This is a genomic window from Polaromonas sp. P1_E11 (genome assembly GCF_056405995.1).
This window is the reverse complement of record NZ_JBFUBA010000002.1, coordinates 823,770-840,660: the sequence shown is the minus strand read 5'-3', so window position 1 is coordinate 840,660 and position 16,891 is coordinate 823,770. Positions and strand designations below refer to the sequence as shown.

Sequence of the window (16,891 nt, the reverse complement as noted above, 5' to 3'; positions counted from 1 at the left end):
AAAATGCCCACATGTGGCCGCTGTTACCAAATTACTGAATAGCTAAATTCGGCTGCAAAAAAAGCAAGCATTGCCAATGCAGTAAACGATTGATTGCTATTAAAAAGATAGCAATAATCCAGGGTATTCCAGGGTTTTTCCGTTGTGAACATTTGCTTGCATCGCTAACATGGTGCAACCACAGCCGGGCTCCTACCCCAAAGGTTCGAGGCCGGCTTTTTCATGTGCTCCGCACAGGCAATGAATTCAACCCAGGATCAGGATGTTGTTCAAAGGAAAGGCACTGCGCGCAAAAACCGTCTGCACGGCGGCCCTTGCCTTTCTCGCTGCGATTCCTCTGTGGGCATCTGCCATTCCTGTAGATCCGCCCTTGGTACGCGGCCCGGAACCTGTGATGGCGGTGCCGGGCGCCGGCAGTTCCGCCGACATGACACTGGTCGCGGCATCGGCCGATGCACGTTACGCCCTGCGCTGGATCATGAGCGCACGCGATAACCAGGGCCTGCCATTTGTGGTGGTCGATAAAAAAGGCGGCCGCATTTTTGTGTTTGACGCCACCGGCCAATTGCGTGGCGCATCGCCGGCATTGACCGGCCTGACACCCGGCGACCACACGGTGCCGGGCATGGAGCAGCGCAACGTCGCCAGCCTGCGCGCAGACGAACGCACCACGCCGGCAGGCCGTTTTGTTTCCGAGCCCGGCCACAACCTTCACGGCGAGGCCATCGTGTGGATCGACTACACGGCCAAGCTGGCAATCCACCGTCTTCGCCCTGCGGCTGCGGCAGAACGCCGCGCCGAGCGGCTGGCTTCTGAAACACCTGACGACAACCGAATTTCGCTCGGGTGTGTCGTAGTGCCCGTCAATTTCTACGAGACCGTCGTGAATCCCGTGCTGGGGAAAAGCCATGGCGTGGTGTATGTCCTGCCTGAAACCCAGCCAGTGCAGCGCATGCTGGGCGCGCTGCAATTCAGCCAGCGCTAAATCCCTATCAACAGCTTCGCCAACGCCTCTGCGCGCCTGGATGCTGCAGGCCCCTGGCCTGTGATTTGTGGCAACTGCAGAATGGCGGACTGTATTCCCTGCTGATTGGGGTGGCGGAGTTGCTATCATTTCCGGAGCTGCTTGCGCCCGTCCCGATTGACCTGCAGACCGATTTTCCTTGAATTCAGGGCGTTTCCCTGCTGGACTTCAGGGGGGCGAGCCGCACAACTACACGGGCGTCAGCGATTCCTTACTTGCAGCAAGCCTTCAGGCTGGCATGGCCGCCCCCGGACGCAATCTACATTGAAGTTGTCTTCAATTTGACAACTTTCAGGAGAATCAAATGCCTCTTATTGCCTGGTTACTGGGTGTTCCCCTTAGTGTGGTTCTTATCCTCATGCTGCTGGGCGTGTTTTAGGCCCCGCATGGTGAGCGGCCTTCATGGCCGTGCAGGCAAAAGCCCGCAGACGCGGGCTTTTGCTTTAGTGATTCAACGAGTGGGGCTCCGACAGCGCCGCGGCCGGCTCCCGCCGCCTGGCGCGTAGCCGCGCCACCTTCCACCAGCCCGGCAGCAGGCGTTGTACTTCGGGCCGGGTGAAGCGGTCGTCCATGAGATAAACCACACCGCGGTCCGAGGTGGTGCGTATGACCCGTCCGGCCGCCTGCACGACTTTCTGCAGACCGGGATAAAGGTAGGTGTAGTCGTAGCTCTGGGCCGCGCCGAAGTTGATGCCCATGCGTTCGCGGATCTGCTCGTTCACGGCGTTGACCTGCGGCAGGCCCAGTGTGGCGATGAATGCGCCTATCAGCCGGTCGCCTGGCAGGTCTATGCCTTCGGCGAACGAGCCGCCCAACACTGCAAAGCCTATGCCTTGCGAGGCCTGCGTGAAGCGCGCCAGGAAGGCGTCGCGCGCGGCTTCTTCCATGCCGCGCGTCTGTTCCCACACGGGAATATGCGGGTAGCGCCGCCGGAACAGTGTGACCAGCTTTTGCAGGTAGTCGTAGCTGCTCAGGAACGCCAGGTAATTGCCGGGCCGGCCCTCATACTGCCGCGCCATCAGGTCGACAATGGGCGAAAGCGAGTCGTCACGGTGTTGAAAGCGCGTGGAGACGTCGCTCACCACCGAGACCTGCAGCTGCTCGGCCAGGAAGGGCGATTCCACCTCTGTCCACACCGTGCCGGCCGGCAGGCCCAGCGTGTCGGCGTAGTAGTTTTGCGGGCTCAGCGTGGCGGAGAAGAGTGCCGTTGACTGCGCGGCGGCAAAACGCGGCGCCAGGAATGGCGCAGGCACCACATTGCGGATGTTGAGCACCGCAAGCTGTCGGCCGAGTACCTGGCCCAGCGCATCGCGGCCGGCTTCCTGCTGAAGCGTCACGTCAAACAGAGAGTGTTCGCCAAAGTCTTCAGCCATGCGCGAAAAGTGCAGTGCCTCGAAATAGAAATCCTGCAGTTCGCCGTCCATGCGGGTCGGGTTGGCCAAAAGGAAGTCGGTGATCTGGGTCAGAGCCTGCGCCAGGGTTTTCAGAAAAGTCACGGGCAGCTCGGGGTGGACCTGGTAGACCTCGCCGCGCGCCTGCTGCGCCTCCTGCAATTCCAGCAGGCCGCGGTTGAGCCGCTCCAGCGCGCCGCGAACGGCGCGGGGCGCGGTGGCGTGCACCTGCTGCACCTGCGCCTGGCTCAGCGTGGCCGAGTACATTTTTCGCGCGCGCTCCACCAGGTTGTGCGCTTCGTCCACCAGCACGCCTACGCGCCACTGGTTGCCCACGGCCTGGCCATGCAGCAGCGCGCTGGTGTCGAAGTAATAGTTGTAGTCGCCCACCACCACGTCCGACCAGGTGACCAGTTCCTGGCTCAGGTAGTAGGGGCACACATGGTGGGCCAGCGCCAGTTCACGCAGCGCCGCCTTATCGAGCGGGCCCTGTGCGGCGGCATGCTGCACCGCAGCGCTGCGCGCCTGGGGCAGCCGGTCGTAAAAGCCTTTGGCCAGCGGGCAGGCGTCACCGTGACAGGCCTTGCCCGGGTGTTCACACGCCTTGTCACGCGCCACCAGCTCCAGCACGCGCAGCGGCAGGGCCGCCGTGCTGCCTTTGATGCGGTCCAGCGCATCGAGCGCCAGCCTGCGGCCCGGCGTTTTGGCCGCCAGGAAAAACAGCTTGTCGAGTTGCTTTTTCGGTACAGCCTTGAGCAGCGGGAACACCGTGCCGATGGTTTTGCCGATGCCCGTGGGCGCCTGTGCCATCAGGCAGGTGCCGGCCTGGGCTGTCTTGTAAACCGCTTCGGCCAGTTCGCGCTGACCCGGCCTGAATGCGGGGTGCGGAAATGCCAGCGTGGCCAGCGCAGCATCACGCGCCTGGCGGTGCGCCAGCTCCTGGTTGGCCCATGCCAGGAAGCGCTCGCACTGCGTTTCAAAGTACTCCTTGAGCGACGCGGCGGAAAAATGTTCGGTCAGCGGTGTTTCCTGCGTGCTGGCCACGTCAAAGTACACCAGTGTCAGGTTGATGTCCTGCAGCTTTTTGGCTTCGCAAAGCAGCCAGCCGTAAATCTTCAGCTGTGCCCAGTGCAGGTGGCGGCGGTTGTCGGCCATGGCGTGCAGGTCGCCCCGGAAAGTCTTGACCTCTTCAAGCTGGTTGCGTTCAGGGTCGTAGCCGTCGGCACGGCCGCGCACCTTCAGGGTCTTGTACTCGCCCTCCAGGCTGACTTCGGCCTGATAGGACTCTGATGACTCTGCACGGCGCGATGCCACCATGGCGTGCCCAGCCATGCCTTCCAGTGCGGAGGGTGACGGCGTAAAGCGCAGGTCCAGGTCGCCATGCTTGGCCGTGAACTCGCACAGGGCCCGGACAGCCACAAGGTATTTCAATCGGTAGTCGCTCTCTGAGTCACGTGAACGGGGAAGGGTTCATGGTAGCGCAGGCGCCGGGCACCGCCCCTCAGAATCAGCCCAAATAACCCAAATTGTCCGAATTGTTCTTCCTATGGAAAAAGAACATTGGCCGGGCCACCATTTACCGCTGCGCCGCGGCCGTCTACATTGCATGAACGGGGCAACAAAAGCGGGGCCAAACGGCTTTGCAGCCCGCAACGACCCCCGCAGAAAGTAACGCGACTCCATGGAACAGATCATTGTGTGGCTCGAGCACTACGGGCTTGCCGCCGTTTTCCTGAATGTCGGGCTGGAACAGCTCGGCTTGCCGATACCGGCTTATCCGGTATTGATCCTCACCGGCGCGTTGAGCTTTAACGGCCAATACTCCGCAGCAGGCCTCATCCTGACCGCTGTGCTGGCTTGCCTGGCCGCGGACAGCGTCTGGTACTGGGCCGGCCACCGGTACGGCAGCCGTGTGCTGAAAACGCTGTGCCGCATTTCGCTGTCACCCGACTCCTGCGTGCGGCAAACCGAATCCATCTTCACGCGCTGGGGTGTCAAGTCGCTCATCCTGGCAAAGTTCATTCCCGGGTTTGCTTCGCTCGCCACGGCGCTGGCCGGACGCACCGGCATTCCCTTCGGCCGCTTTCTGGTTTTTGATGCGCTGGGCGCAACGCTTTATGCCGGTGCAGGTGTGGGGATCGGTATGGTTTTTCACGACGCGGTGGCAGATGTGCTGGCGATTTTCGAGCAGATGGGGCGCATCGGGCTGATGGTGCTGCTGGCTGCGTTTGCTCTCTTTCTGGCGCACAAATGGTGGCAGCGGCAGCGCTTTTACCGGCAGCTGCGCATGGCCCGCATTTCACCGCAGGAGCTGCTGCAGCTCACGCAGCAGAACAAGCCTGCCGTCATCCTGGACGTGCGCACGGAACTGGCGCGTGCCGGCGGCGGCATCATTCCGGGGGCTCTGGTCTGGTCGGACCTGGACCGAACCCGGGCATCGCTTGATATCCCGCATGATGTCGCCGTGGTTGTTTATTGCGCCTGCCCCAACGATGCTTCTGCAGCCCTGGTGGCCAGGCGCCTGATGGCGGCCGGGTTCAGCAATGTCAGGCCGTTGCATGGCGGTATCGACGCCTGGCAAGCGGCCGGGCTGGCGCTGGAATACCCCCAGACTGCCTGAGTAGAGTGGTGGTAATAATTGCCAAATACCGAAACGGCAATTCATGTAATTCCGAGGACCTATTGATTGCTATGAGAGGAGGTCTTAAGTATGCAAAAACCAGACCAATCTAATCGAAGGCACGGTCAAAAGAAATCAGGGTGTTGTCCTATAGCGCAATTAAATGCAGCATTACACACTTGCAGGGCGGCAGCTACGGAAAGCGGGTCTTGATAGAGCCGCGCACCTTTGCAAAGAAAGTCACCACCGGCGGATGAACCCCAGTTTGCCAAGCGCATTCACCGCAGTCCACCGTGAGCCTGGCCTGATGGGGGCGCCCGTGCCCCTTCCGCGTCGGCCCGGCACGGTTACCACTCAGGTGCCGCGATGAAACGCGACGAGACCGCAGAGCAGTCCCAGCAGCGCACACATGCTGAAGCGCTTGCGCTGGCGGCCGCCAATGATGCGCTGAAGCTTGAGATCGTTGAGCAGCAGCGGTTGGTCGAATCGCTCAGGGACGACATCAGCAGCTTGCGCAGCTTGGCCACCGTCTCGGCGGATTGGTACTGGGAGCAGGACGCAGAGTACCGTTTTACCGACTTCACGGCTGAGTTTAGCAACAGGTCACAGGATAAGGATCTCGACAGTTCCGTCGGCAAATGCCGCTGGGAACTGCCTGGCGCCCTGCCGGTCACCATGTCATGGGAAGACCACCGCGCCGTACTGGCGGAACGCAAGCCCTTTCGCGATTTCGAATACATACGCGTGCTGGAGGATGGTGTCGCGCATTATTTCTCCATTAGCGGCGTGCCGGTGTTCAACAAGCATCAGGAGTTCATGGGTTATCGGGGTATTACGCGCGATGTCACGGCCAACAGGCGTGCGGAGGAAAAAGAACGCAAAGTCGCCCGCTTGCTCGACGACATCGTTGAGAACATTCCGATCGCCATGAACCTGAAAGCCGTCACAGACCACCGTTACGTTGCATGGAATCGCGCCGCTGAAGAACTTTATGGTTTCACGCGAGCGGAAGCGCTGGGCCATACCGTCCATGATCTGTGGCCCAAAGCCCATGCCCACAACATGCATGCCTCGGATCTCGCCCTGATTGCTGCCGGCAAAATGCAGGATTTCCCCGACCGCCTTGTCCAGACAAAGCACAAGGGCGTCATTCGCGTGCATATGCGCAAGGTTCCGCTGAAGGATTCCAGTGGTGTGGTCACGCACGTCCTGGTTACGGCGGAGGACATCACCCAGCAGCTGGCAGACGAAGAGCGCTTGCGCAGCAGCGAGCAACAGTTCCGCAGCCTGACCAGTCTTTCGTCCGACTGGTATTGGGAAACCGATACCAAATTCCGCTTCACCAAACTGTCCGGCGGCAAGACGGAAGAGGCCAGGCGCGCGATCAGCGAGCATATCGGGAAAACACGTTGGGAGATCGACCACAGCCCGCTCAACCAGGAGATGTGGGCCCGCCATCATGCCCTGCTGGAGCGTCACGAAGTCTTCCGGAATTTTGAATACGAACGCATCGAAAAAGACGGCACGCGTGTGACCCTGTCCATCAGCGGAGAGCCGATGGTGGATGCCAAAGGCCGCTTCACCGGCTACCGGGGCGTGGGTAGCGACATCACCGCGCGGCTTGAGGCCGAGGCCAAACTGCGTCGCAGCGAAGAGCGCTTTCGCAGCCTCACCGGTCTTTCGTCCGACTGGTACTGGGAACAGGATACAAATTTCCGCAACGTCTTTGTCTCCAATGATCCGCAACGCTTCGCCCTGGGAACCCAGGTCATTGGAGAGGGGCAATGCCGATGGGACCTCCCCAACGCTGCGCCGCTTGTCGGTACGTGGGAAGAGCACAAGGCGGTGTTACAGGCGCATTTGCCGTTCCGCAATTTTGAATACCGGCTGACCAAGGAGGATGGCAGTGTCGTTTACCGCAGCGTCAGCGGGGAACCGGTGTTTGGCGACGATGGAACCTTTGCGGGTTATCGGGGTGTGGGCGCCGACATCACGTCGCGCAAGGAAGTGGAGATCGCGCTGCGGGTCGGCGAGGCCCGCTTCCGGGCGGTTGTGGGTGCGCTGGCCGAAGGTGTGATCCTGCGGGACGCCCAGGGGCATATCGTTGACTGCAATGCCAGTGCGGAGCGCATCCTCGGCCTGCCCCTGGCCCAACTGAAAGGCCAGACTTCGGTCGAGCCGGAATGGCAGCGGTTCCGCGAAGACGGCACGCCCATGCCCAGGGAAGAGTGGCCCAGTGTTGTCGCCGTGCGTACCGGCCAGCCACAGCTGAACCGTGTGGTGTGCCATCGCAGGCCCGACGGCAGTGAGTTCTGGGCACTGATCAACGTGCAGCCCCTGGTGGACGGGAACGGCGCTCCATCTGGGTATGTCAGCACCATTACCGACATCAGCAAACGCCGGCAGGCTGAGCAGGAAATCGTCCGGCTCAACGTCAACCTGGAAAAACGCGTGCTGCGCAGGACCGCCCAGCTGGAAGTCGCCACCCGGGAGATCGAGGCCTTCTCATACTCCGTGGCGCATGACTTGCGGACACCATTGAGCACCATCGACGGATTTTGTGCGCTGCTTGAAAAAGCGGTTCCACCTGAGTCGGGGGAGCGCGCGCATCACTTCATGGGCCGCATACGCAGCAGTGTGCGCCGCATGGGTGAGCTGACCGACGGTTTGCTGTCCCTGGCCCAGTTGTCGCGGACCAGCCTGAACTGGGAGTCTGTCGACATCAGCACCGAGGCGGCCAAGATCATCAAGCAGTGGACGGAAAACGATCCAGACCGGCGGGTGCGGATCACCGTCGAGCCCAACCTGTGGGGCCGGGCGGACGTTGCGTTGCTGCGTCAGGTGCTGGAGAACCTGATCGCCAATGCATGGAAGTTCACCTCGAAAAAACCGCACACCGAAATCCTGGTCGGAAAAGAAGCAGGGCCCGAGGACCAGGTGGTGTACTTTGTGCGGGACAACGGTGCCGGCTTCGACATGGCGTATGCCGACAAGCTCTTCGGCACCTTTGAGCGGCTGCATTCACCGGAAGAATTTGCCGGCAGCGGCATCGGGTTGGCCACGGTCAAGCGCATCATTACCCGTCACGGCGGAAAAATCTGGGCCAAGTCGGCAGTGGGTGAGGGCAGTACCTTTTATTTCACGCTCGGAGGCGAGCAGGCCGGGGCCATGCCGGCTGAAGGGGACGTGTTCGACGATTCAGGCGTTGCGCTGACGGACGGCGGCGCAAGTGCGTTCGAAGATGCCGGAGAAGTAAACCCCAAGGGGGCCGGCCCCATCAGCACGGACAACGATGTCTTCACGGTCAGTGACCAGCAGTTCAGCAATGCGTTTGAACATGCGGCCATCGGGATGACGCTGATCGGCATCGACTCGCGCCGGCTGAAGGTCAACACCGCTTTTTGCCAGATGCTGGGGTATTCAGAGGCGGAAATGCTGTCGCGCACCATCCATGACCTGACGCATCCCGACGACATTGCATGGGACCTGGAGCAACGCCGCAGGGCATTGGCCGGCGAAATCGAATCGTTCCACGTCGAAAAGCGCTACATCCACAAGTCCGGCCGCACTGTCTGGGGCTACATGAGCTGCTCTCTCGTGCGCGATGCAGACAGAAAGCCGCTTCAATTTATCGCGCAGATCCAGGACATTACCGAGCGCAAGCAGACCGAGCAGGTTCTGCGTGAAAGCGAGGAGCGCTTTCGCGCGCTCACTTCGCTGGCCTCCGACTGGTTCTGGGAGCAGGACGAGAACTTCCGCTTCGTCGAGGTTCCCGGCGAAGCCCCAAGCACCTCGGGCATCCCGAAAGCGGCCCATGGCAAGACTGCCTGGGAACTCGACTACATCAACATCGAAGCCGGTGCGTTGGCCGAGTACAAGGCCAAACTAGCCCGGCACGAGGTTTTCCGCGACCTTGAAAGTACACGGCGCGACTCCAAGGGCCGGCTGCACTACTTCAGCATCAGCGGCGTGCCCAAATTCGACGCCAACGGAAAATTCACCGGCTACCGCGGCACGGGACGCGAAACCACCGAAATCCGCCGTGTCACCGAGGCCCTGCGGACCAGCGAAGCGCAGCTGCGCGAAATCACCGATACCGTGCCGGCCTGGATCACTTACGCTGACGCCGATCAGCGTCTGCGCTTCCATAACCGGGCCTACGAGGAAGTCTTCGGCATGACGCAGGAGCAGCTCGAAGGCAAGACCATCCGGGAAATCCTGGGCGACGAGATGTACGCGCTGGTCAAGCCCAGGGTGGAAGAGGTGCTGCAGGGCTACCCGGTGGTCTATGAGCGATCGCAGAAAACCGCCCGCGGCGGCACGCGCGACTACGTGATCAATTATTTCCCGCGCTACGGCGAAGGCGCCGACGATGGCAAGGTGATCGGCTTCTACACGCTGGCCAACGACGTTACCGAACTCAAGCGCATTGACCGCATGAAGAGTGAATTCGTCTCGACCGTCAGCCATGAGCTGCGCACGCCGCTCACCTCGATCCGGGGCTCGCTGGGCCTGATCTCCGGCGGTGTTGCCGGCCAGTTGCCCGACGCCGTCAAGACGCTGGTGGGCATCGCCAAGACCAATTGTGAGCGCCTGATCCGGTTGATCAACGACATCCTGGACATCGAGAAGATCGAGTCCGGCAAGATGACCCTGGATTTTCAGGCCGTCGAACTCAGGCCTTTGCTGGAGCAGGCGCTGGCCGCCAACGAAGGCTACGGCGCGGCGAAGAATGTGCACCTGCAGCTTGAGTTTCCCGACGAGGACCTGCAGGTCAGGGTCGACAGCGACCGGCTGACGCAGGTGGTGACCAACCTGCTGTCCAATGCGATGAAGTTCTCCCCCGAAGGCGGCACGGTGGATATTCACGTGGCTCGCAGTGAGACGGGCATACGCGTTGAGGTGCGGGACCACGGGCCCGGCATTCCGGAGGAATTCCGCAACCGTATCTTCCAGAAATTCTCCCAGGCGGACTCTTCCGATACGCGCCAGAAAGGCGGCACGGGCCTGGGCCTCAATATTTCACGGGCCATCATCGAGCGCCTGGGCGGCAGCATCGGGTTTCATACTGACGCCGGGGTCGGCACCACCTTCTTCTTTGAGCTGCCCGAATGGGTGGATTCGCCGGAGCGTACTTCCGGTTTCTCGGCGCTGGTCGAACAGCGGCCGCGCGTCCTGGTTTGCGAGGACGACCCGGACATTTCCCGCCTGATCAGCATGATGCTCGACAAGGGCGGTTTTGACACCGAAATGGTGTACACGGCCAAGCAGGCCGTGGCGGAGCTGGCAAAAAGGCGCTACGCCGCCGTCACGATAGACCTGAAGCTGCCCGACCAGGACGGCATTGCGCTGATCAGGGCGCTGCGCGCCCAGCTGCATACACGTGATGTGCCCATCGTCGTGGTGTCGGCCTCCGCGGCTGAAGGGCGGATCCAGTTCAACGAGCAGTCCCTGACCGTATCGGACTGGCTGGAAAAACCCATCGACGAGAACATGCTCGTGCTGGGCGTGCGGCGCGCCATTGCGGGTTCTGTCGAAGCCCGCTCCGTCATCCTGCATGTTGAAGACGATCCGGACATCCAGCGCATTGCAGCGACCATTGCCCAGGGGTTTGCGACCTTCGTCTTTGCCGACACGGTGCAGGAAGCACGCGACCGGCTGAAGGAGCAGCGCTTTGACCTGATCCTGCTGGACCTCAGCCTGCCGGGCGGCTCGGGCTGGGATTTGCTCAAGGACGTTGAGGCCATGGACGGCCCGCCGCCGGTGGTGATTTTCTCGGCGCTGGAGGTTGACAGGCTTCAGGCTACGCGGGCAGCCGCGGTGCTGGTCAAGGCCAAAACCTCCAACACCGAGCTCCTGGAAACCTTGCGGCGCGTGCTCGGGCAAAGCAACTCTGCGGAATCGCCGACGGACGAAGCCTGAACCTGTACCGGGCCCGCGGCAGGCCACGGGGTTCTGCTCCAGTGGTTAAATTCGCGCCTTGGTCTTTACTGACGGGCGCAAGCAGCTATATTTTTTATAGCAAATTCACGCGGAAGGCGTGGCCAGCAGCGCGGTATAGCGGCGCTGCATTTCTTCTGGTGACACGGTTTCAATGCTGTGCCCCACACTCCAGCGGTAGCCTGCCGGGTCGCGAAAGCTGCCCGAGCGTTCACCATAAAACTGGTCTTGCGCCGCCATTTCCAGCGTGGCGCCGGCTTTCAGCGCGCGCGCAATCACCTCATCGCAGTTGTCCACATGCAGATGCAGCGTGACGGTGGCCGGCGCGCCGGCATCGGGCGCCCGGGTGCCGTACTCCGGAAATTCTTCCGACACCATCAGCGTGGCGCCGTCGAAGTCCAGTTCGGCATGGCCGATGCGGCCATCGGGTTCCGTGAGCCGGAATTTTTCCGTAGCACCAAAAACCGAGGTGTAAAACGCCATGGCCTTTGCCGCATTTTTGACATGAAGGTAGGCAAACAGTTCGTGGGTGGCCATATCGTCTCCGGCGGTGATGTGAAGGAATCAAGCGGGGCCTGAGGTGCTGCCGGCCCGTCTTGAAATTATGAAGCGCATTGGGACTCAGTGTCAGCCCAATATGCAACGGGAATGCACCGCCAGGCCAGGCGTCTGAAGACGGCGGTCACGCCACTGTCACTGAACCGTCATGCAAAGGCAACACACTGTATGGCCATCACTGCTCGAGGCAGGTTGCCGAATACCGGATCGGACACCGGCCGCCGGTGCCTGTTGTGTCCGATTCACCCCACTTCCCGACCACTTCACGCCACTTCTGAATGGATATTACTTACGGCGCCGACAGAACCGGCCTGCTCTGCGGCTACAGGTTTGAAAACGGCGCGCCCGGCATACCGGTGGACCTCCTGGAGGCGGCCGCCTGGCTGCAGGACGAACGCCCCAAGGGAAAATCAGATTTTGTCTGGCTGCACTTCAACCTCAGTGACGCCGCGGCAGAGGCGAGCATCCGCAAGCATCTGCACGCCGTACCCGAATTTTTCGAGGCCTTGCACGCCGGTTCAAGGTCCACCCGCATTGAAGATGCGCACGACACCCTGATTGCTGTCGTCAACGACGTGGCGTATGAATTCGCGTTTGACCCGGCTGAAATGTCCAGCCTGTGGCTGAACGTGGCGCCCCATATGGCGCTGAGCGCGCGCTCCCATCCCCTGCGTTCCATCGACCGCATGCGTGACGCCATCAAGAACGGCAAGCCGCTGGCGTCATCGGTGTCTTTTCTGAACCAGCTGCTGCGCGAGCAGGGCGATGTGCTGGTGCGCATCGTGCGTGACGCCACTGTTCAGGTGGACGTGGTGGAGGACAAATTCCTGATCGGCCGGCTGCACAACCGCCGGGCCGACCTGGGCAAGCTGCGGCGGGTGCTGGTGCGGCTGCAGCGGCTGCTCGCGCCGGAGCCCGGTGCGCTGTTCCGCTTGCTGCGGCTGCCGCCGCCATGGGTCAGCGAGCACGACCTGGAGGAGCTTCGCCAGGCGACGGAAGAGTTTTCATTGACCATCCGGGACATGTCCGAGCTGAAGGAGCGCATCAAGCTCCTGCAAGAGGAAATTGCCGCACAGGTCAGCGAGGAGACCAACCGCAGCGTCTTCATCCTGACGATGGTCACGGTACTCGCACTGCCCATCAACATTGTTGCCGGCCTGCTGGGGATGAATGTGGGCGGCATTCCCCTGGCCGGGCATCCTCACGGCTTCATGGTGATCGTGGGGATCATTGGCGTCTTCACTGCCTTCGCGGCCTGGTATGTTTACCGGAAGAAATAGCGTTCACGGCAATCCCGTGCCGCTTGTGGCCGCCGTGGTGTATGAGGTGGTCCGGGATCGGACTATCGCGCCTTGCTGCGGTTCATCGCGTTGTCGAATTCCTCACGCGAGAGAAAACCGTCCTTGTTGACGTCGGCCTCGTCGAAGTGTCTGGAGACGCCGCGAAAGTTCGATGCCTCGTCGCGGCTGACCTTCCCGTCGCCGGTTTTGTCCATGAACTTGAAGGCGCGCTCCAGGTCTTTGGGGTCGTAATAGGTGACCGTTGACGGCGCCGGTGTGGAAGCTGCCGTGGCCGGCTCAGCGGTCTGGGCTTGTGCCTGCGCGGCCAGCAAGGCCGCCGCGGTGGCCAGGGCCAGCAAGGAGACCGGCATCCAGATGCGGGGGCGGTCCAGGCTGGAAAGCGTATGGGTGGGGGTGTTGGTTGTCGCGTGCATGGGCTTCCTGAGGGTGTGGTCAGTCACCATTGGATGCTATCCCCGTACCCAATACCAGTGTTCTTGCAGGGTGTTGCGCCGGTTTACCTGCCGGTGGAGCGCAGATACATTTCTTTGCATGCGGAATCCGGTGCACGCACACAAGGACACATTTTTCCCGCGGGGCCAGGGTTGACATGTCCCGGCACGGCCACAAACATGGCAACTGAAAGGAGCCATCATGCTTGCCAACCGAAACGCCATGGCCACCATCGCCGTCAAAAACCTTGCGGCGGCGAAGAAATTTTATGGAGGCACACTCGGCCTCACCCCGCTGGACACTGCCGAAGAGGGCGTGCTCACCTACCAAAGCGGCACCGCCATCGTGGTGGTGTATGTCTCGTCTTTCGCCGGCACCAACAAGGCCACATCCGCCACCTGGAGCGTGGGCGACGAGTTCGACGACATCCTGAAGGCGCTCAAGGCCAAAGGCGTGGTGTTTGAGCACTACGACATGCCCGGCATGACGCGGCAAGGCGACGCGCATGTTGCGGGCGACTTCAAGGGCGCCTGGTTCAAGGACCCGGACGGCAACATCCTGCATATTCTCAACCGTTGATCCAGCCGGCGCCTGCTTTCCGCCGCACCGAGGCCGGCGCGGCATGGAGAACTGCTAAAAGCGCACTTTCAGGAAAGCCGAGGGGCCCTTGAGCTTGACGCGAAAGCGGGCGTTGCTGTCGTCGCGGTGCAGGTCGATGTCGGTCAGGCCGTAGTCCAGCACCACGCCCACATTCTTCAGGGGAAACCATTCCACACCCACCGCGGCGTTGTAGATCTCGCCGCGCACGTTGCCGCCGGTTTTCTTCACGCCGGAGGCGTCGGCAAACAGCCGCAGGTCAGGGCTGATGGCGTGGCGAAGGCCGACTTCCAGCAGCGGCGCCACGGCGTCGTCGCTGTAGGTTTCTGCGATGGCGCCGGTGGTTCCGCCGACGGCTGCCGTGGCGCGCAAATCCAGGCTGGCGCGGTAGTAGGCAGCGCCCGCGCCCAGGCCCAGCACGGTGTTGCCCGAACCCAGCCACCACTTGTAGGCCAGCTTGGCAAAGTCCAGCTTCACGTCAAGGTTGGCGGTGCCCGTGGTGGTCACGGTGCCGCTGCCCACATTGGTGTTGCTGACCAGCGAATCCGAGTAGCCGCGCTTGAACTGGTAGTAGTCCAGCGACAGCCCCTGGCTATCAAACAGCAGCACGTCGGCCTTGATGCGCGGCATGGTCACGCTGCTGCGGTTCACATCGCCGGAGTCCAGCCGGCCGAAGCGGGTGTTCACCGCCGCGTTGAAAGTCGGGTCTGCATGGAAGGCGCCGATCGAAAGGCTGGCGCGGTCCAGCGCGGGCGAAGGGTCTGCCAGTGCCGGCAAGGCCACGAGGCCGGCGCCGCCCAGCATGGCGAGGCCCGCAAGTCTGGCGGCGCGGGTTGCCCGGCCGGGGGGTGCGGTCAAAAGCATGAGAAGTCCCATGGGAAAAGTCTGCGGCCTGTGTGGGGTGCCAGGGTGTCGGGAGGGCCACGGTGCTCCCGTTTCCTGACAGCTAAATTAGCCAGCCGAATGCCCGGCTTCTATCCGCCAAATCCGGCTGCACTTGTAGGACACAGGCACCTCGCCCCGCTCCTTTGTGTGGTTCATCATAAAAAGGGCCTCCGGACCAATTTGAACCAGCGCAACCAGCTATTGATTTGATAGCATCCGGGTTTGCGAACCAGGCGGGCCTGATGAATTCTTGAATTGATCCCGCTGAATGCCACCGATCGACCTTCATTGAACCGGGGAGAAACCGCAGATGACACACAACATGGAAACCCGAAAGCGCTGGTGGGCACTGGTGGTGCTCTGCCTGGGCGTGCTGATGATCGTGCTCGACACCACCATCGTGAATGTGGCACTGCCTTCCATCCGCACCGACCTCGGCTTTACCGAAACCTCGCTCGTCTGGGTGGTGAACGCCTACATGCTGACCTTCGGCGGCTTTTTGCTGCTGGGCGGCCGGCTGGGCGATCTGTACGGCCAGCGCAGGTTGTTCCTGGCGGGGCTCACGCTGTTCACCGTGGCCTCGCTGGCCTGCGGCCTGGCCAATTCGCAGGTGCTGCTGGTGGTGGCCCGCGCGGTGCAGGGCCTGGGCGGCGCGGTGGTGTCGGCGATTTCGCTGTCGCTCATCATGAACCTCTTCACCGAACCGGCCGAGCGTGCCAAGGCCATGGGTGTCTACGGCTTTGTCTGTGCCGGCGGCGGCAGTATCGGTGTGCTGCTGGGCGGCGTGCTGACCGATTCGCTCAACTGGCACTGGATCTTTTTGGTCAACCTGCCCATAGGCGGCGCCGTGTTTGCGCTGTGCCTGTTTCTGCTGCCCGGCGGCAAGGGGCAGGCCACCGGCGCGCGGCTTGACGTGTGGGGCGCCGTCACCGTCACCACCGCGCTGATGCTGGCCGTCTACGGCATCGTCAACGGCAACGAAGCAGGGTGGCTGTCGGGCCAGACGCTCGGTTTGCTGGGTGTTGCCGTGGTGCTGATGGCGATCTTCCTGGCCATCGAGGCCAGGGTCACGACACCGCTGGTGCCGCTGGGCCTTTTCCGCCTGCGCAACGTCGCCACCGCCAACGTGGTCGGCGTACTGTGGGCCGCGGCCATGTTTGCCTGGTTCTTTATTTCGGCGCTGTATATGCAACTGGTGCTGGGCTACAGCGCCCTGCAGGTCGGCCTGGGGTTTTTGCCCGCCAACCTGATCATGGCCGCGTTCTCGCTGGGCCTGTCGGCCAAAATCGTCATGCGTTTCGGCATACGCGCACCGCTGTCTGCCGGCCTGCTGCTGGCCGCCCTGGGCCTGGCCCTGTTCGCGCGTGCGCCGGTGGGCGGCAGCTTTGCGCTCGACGTGTTGCCCGGCATGCTGCTGCTGGGGCTGGGGGCCGGCATGGCCTTTAACCCCGTGTTGCTGGCCGCCATGAGCGACGTGGACCCGGCCGAGTCGGGCATTGCCTCGGGTGTGGTCAATACCTCCTTCATGATGGGCGGCGCGCTGGGGCTGGCGGTGCTGGCCAGCCTGGCGGCGGCGCGTACCGGTTCGCTGGCTGGCGCGGGTGCCGATGCCGTGGTGGCGCTCAACGGCGGCTACCAGCTGGCGTTTGTCATCGGTGCGGTGTTTGCGGCCTGCGCCGCCTTGCTGGGCGCCGTGCTGCTTCGCACGGGCGCGGCAGTGCCGGGTGCGCACCCGGCAACGGAAGCCGGCGGCTAGCCGCGGCTGGTTTATGCATAAAACTGGACTTCAGCCCAATAAGAACGGGCGCAAGCCGCTATTAATTTGGTAGCAAATTAAACGAGGCTGGCGGCGCCGGCCGGCCGCACCCAGCCAGGGCAGGCACCCGCAGGGTGGTCAGTAAACCCCGAACAGGGCGCGAATTTCGTCGCCGGCAGTGCGCCCGTGTTTCTGGCTTTTGTACTTGTCGCCGATGTCGGCGCACTTTTCCATGATCAGCAGGGTGAACTCCTGCAGCTCCGGCGTCAGCGCGTCGCCTTCCGTCATGGCGCCGGCCAGCTTGGCCAGGTTCACGAGCTGGCGGTCGCTGATGGAGCCGATGGAAAAATCGGAAGGTTTGAAATCCGGTGGAAGTGACATGGCGTG

11 protein-coding genes are annotated in these 16,891 nt (G+C 62.2%); 6 read left to right on the top strand and 5 right to left on the bottom strand.

Annotation, left to right across the window (positions count from 1 at the left end):
• Positions 1-262 precede the first annotated feature (262 nt).
• Positions 263-985 (top strand): hypothetical protein, encoded by a 723-nt coding sequence (locus AC1D11_RS11415; RefSeq protein ID WP_477648995.1) that lies wholly within the window; start codon positions 263-265, stop codon positions 983-985.
• 482 nt (positions 986-1,467) lie between these two features.
• Here the strand turns inward: AC1D11_RS11415 and AC1D11_RS11410 are convergent, their stop codons facing one another.
• Complete coding sequence (locus tag AC1D11_RS11410; RefSeq protein ID WP_477648994.1) at positions 1,468-3,846, bottom strand: ATP-dependent DNA helicase; 2,379 nt, start codon at positions 3,844-3,846, stop codon at positions 1,468-1,470.
• A gap of 250 nt (positions 3,847-4,096) precedes the next feature.
• On the opposite strand from AC1D11_RS11410, the gene AC1D11_RS11405 reads away from it, so the two are divergent.
• Positions 4,097-5,035, top strand: a complete 939-nt coding sequence (locus AC1D11_RS11405) for a rhodanese-like domain-containing protein (protein ID WP_477648993.1) — start codon at positions 4,097-4,099, stop codon at positions 5,033-5,035.
• Positions 5,036-5,401: 366 nt separating this feature from the next.
• Positions 5,402-10,957 (top strand): PAS domain S-box protein, encoded by a 5,556-nt coding sequence (locus AC1D11_RS11400; protein ID WP_477648992.1) that lies wholly within the window; start codon positions 5,402-5,404, stop codon positions 10,955-10,957.
• A 105-nt stretch (positions 10,958-11,062) separates the two neighbouring features.
• Here the strand turns inward: AC1D11_RS11400 and AC1D11_RS11395 are convergent, their stop codons facing one another.
• Complete coding sequence (locus tag AC1D11_RS11395; RefSeq protein ID WP_477648991.1) at positions 11,063-11,512, bottom strand: VOC family protein; 450 nt, start codon at positions 11,510-11,512, stop codon at positions 11,063-11,065.
• Between the two features lie 299 nt (positions 11,513-11,811).
• Between AC1D11_RS11395 and AC1D11_RS11390 the strand changes: the two genes are divergently transcribed.
• The gene (locus AC1D11_RS11390) at positions 11,812-12,813 is read left to right on the top strand and encodes a transporter (protein WP_477648990.1); all 1,002 of its coding nucleotides are present in this window, start codon (positions 11,812-11,814) and stop codon (positions 12,811-12,813) included.
• Positions 12,814-12,875: 62 nt separating this feature from the next.
• Here the strand turns inward: AC1D11_RS11390 and AC1D11_RS11385 are convergent, their stop codons facing one another.
• Positions 12,876-13,247 (bottom strand): EF-hand domain-containing protein, encoded by a 372-nt coding sequence (locus AC1D11_RS11385; protein ID WP_477648989.1) that lies wholly within the window; start codon positions 13,245-13,247, stop codon positions 12,876-12,878.
• Positions 13,248-13,467: 220 nt separating this feature from the next.
• Here AC1D11_RS11385 and AC1D11_RS11380 point away from each other — a divergent pair, with 220 nt between their 5' ends.
• Entirely contained in the window at positions 13,468-13,845 is a 378-nt protein-coding gene (locus AC1D11_RS11380) for a VOC family protein (RefSeq protein ID WP_477648988.1), read from the top strand.
• A 54-nt stretch (positions 13,846-13,899) separates the two neighbouring features.
• On the opposite strand, the gene AC1D11_RS11375 is transcribed toward AC1D11_RS11380, so the two are convergent.
• The gene (locus AC1D11_RS11375) at positions 13,900-14,727 is read right to left on the bottom strand and encodes a hypothetical protein (RefSeq protein ID WP_477648987.1); all 828 of its coding nucleotides are present in this window, start codon (positions 14,725-14,727) and stop codon (positions 13,900-13,902) included.
• Between the two features lie 331 nt (positions 14,728-15,058).
• Between AC1D11_RS11375 and AC1D11_RS11370 the strand changes: the two genes are divergently transcribed.
• Entirely contained in the window at positions 15,059-16,504 is a 1,446-nt protein-coding gene (locus AC1D11_RS11370; protein ID WP_477648986.1) for a DHA2 family efflux MFS transporter permease subunit, read from the top strand.
• A gap of 138 nt (positions 16,505-16,642) precedes the next feature.
• On the opposite strand, the gene AC1D11_RS11365 is transcribed toward AC1D11_RS11370, so the two are convergent.
• Positions 16,643-16,885, bottom strand: coding sequence for a hypothetical protein (locus AC1D11_RS11365; protein WP_477648985.1), 243 nt, complete (start codon positions 16,883-16,885; stop codon positions 16,643-16,645).
• Between the last annotated feature and the right edge of the window lie 6 nt (positions 16,886-16,891).

What these genes read in the sequence shown, in the direction of transcription:
- AC1D11_RS11375 (WP_477648987.1), bottom strand. Translation starts at nt 14,727, where the DNA reads ATGCTTTTGACCGCACCCCCCGGCCGGGCAACCCGCGCCGCCAGACTT.
- AC1D11_RS11405 (WP_477648993.1), top strand. Translation starts at nt 4,097, where the DNA reads ATGGAACAGATCATTGTGTGGCTCGAGCACTACGGGCTTGCCGCCGTT.
- AC1D11_RS11415 (WP_477648995.1), top strand. Translation starts at nt 263, where the DNA reads ATGTTGTTCAAAGGAAAGGCACTGCGCGCAAAAACCGTCTGCACGGCG.
- AC1D11_RS11395 (WP_477648991.1), bottom strand. Translation starts at nt 11,512, where the DNA reads ATGGCCACCCACGAACTGTTTGCCTACCTTCATGTCAAAAATGCGGCA.
- AC1D11_RS11380 (WP_477648988.1), top strand. Translation starts at nt 13,468, where the DNA reads ATGCTTGCCAACCGAAACGCCATGGCCACCATCGCCGTCAAAAACCTT.
- AC1D11_RS11365 (WP_477648985.1), bottom strand. Translation starts at nt 16,885, where the DNA reads ATGTCACTTCCACCGGATTTCAAACCTTCCGATTTTTCCATCGGCTCC.
- AC1D11_RS11400 (WP_477648992.1), top strand. Translation starts at nt 5,402, where the DNA reads ATGAAACGCGACGAGACCGCAGAGCAGTCCCAGCAGCGCACACATGCT.
- AC1D11_RS11370 (WP_477648986.1), top strand. Translation starts at nt 15,059, where the DNA reads ATGACACACAACATGGAAACCCGAAAGCGCTGGTGGGCACTGGTGGTG.
- AC1D11_RS11385 (WP_477648989.1), bottom strand. Translation starts at nt 13,247, where the DNA reads ATGCACGCGACAACCAACACCCCCACCCATACGCTTTCCAGCCTGGAC.
- AC1D11_RS11390 (WP_477648990.1), top strand. Translation starts at nt 11,812, where the DNA reads ATGGATATTACTTACGGCGCCGACAGAACCGGCCTGCTCTGCGGCTAC.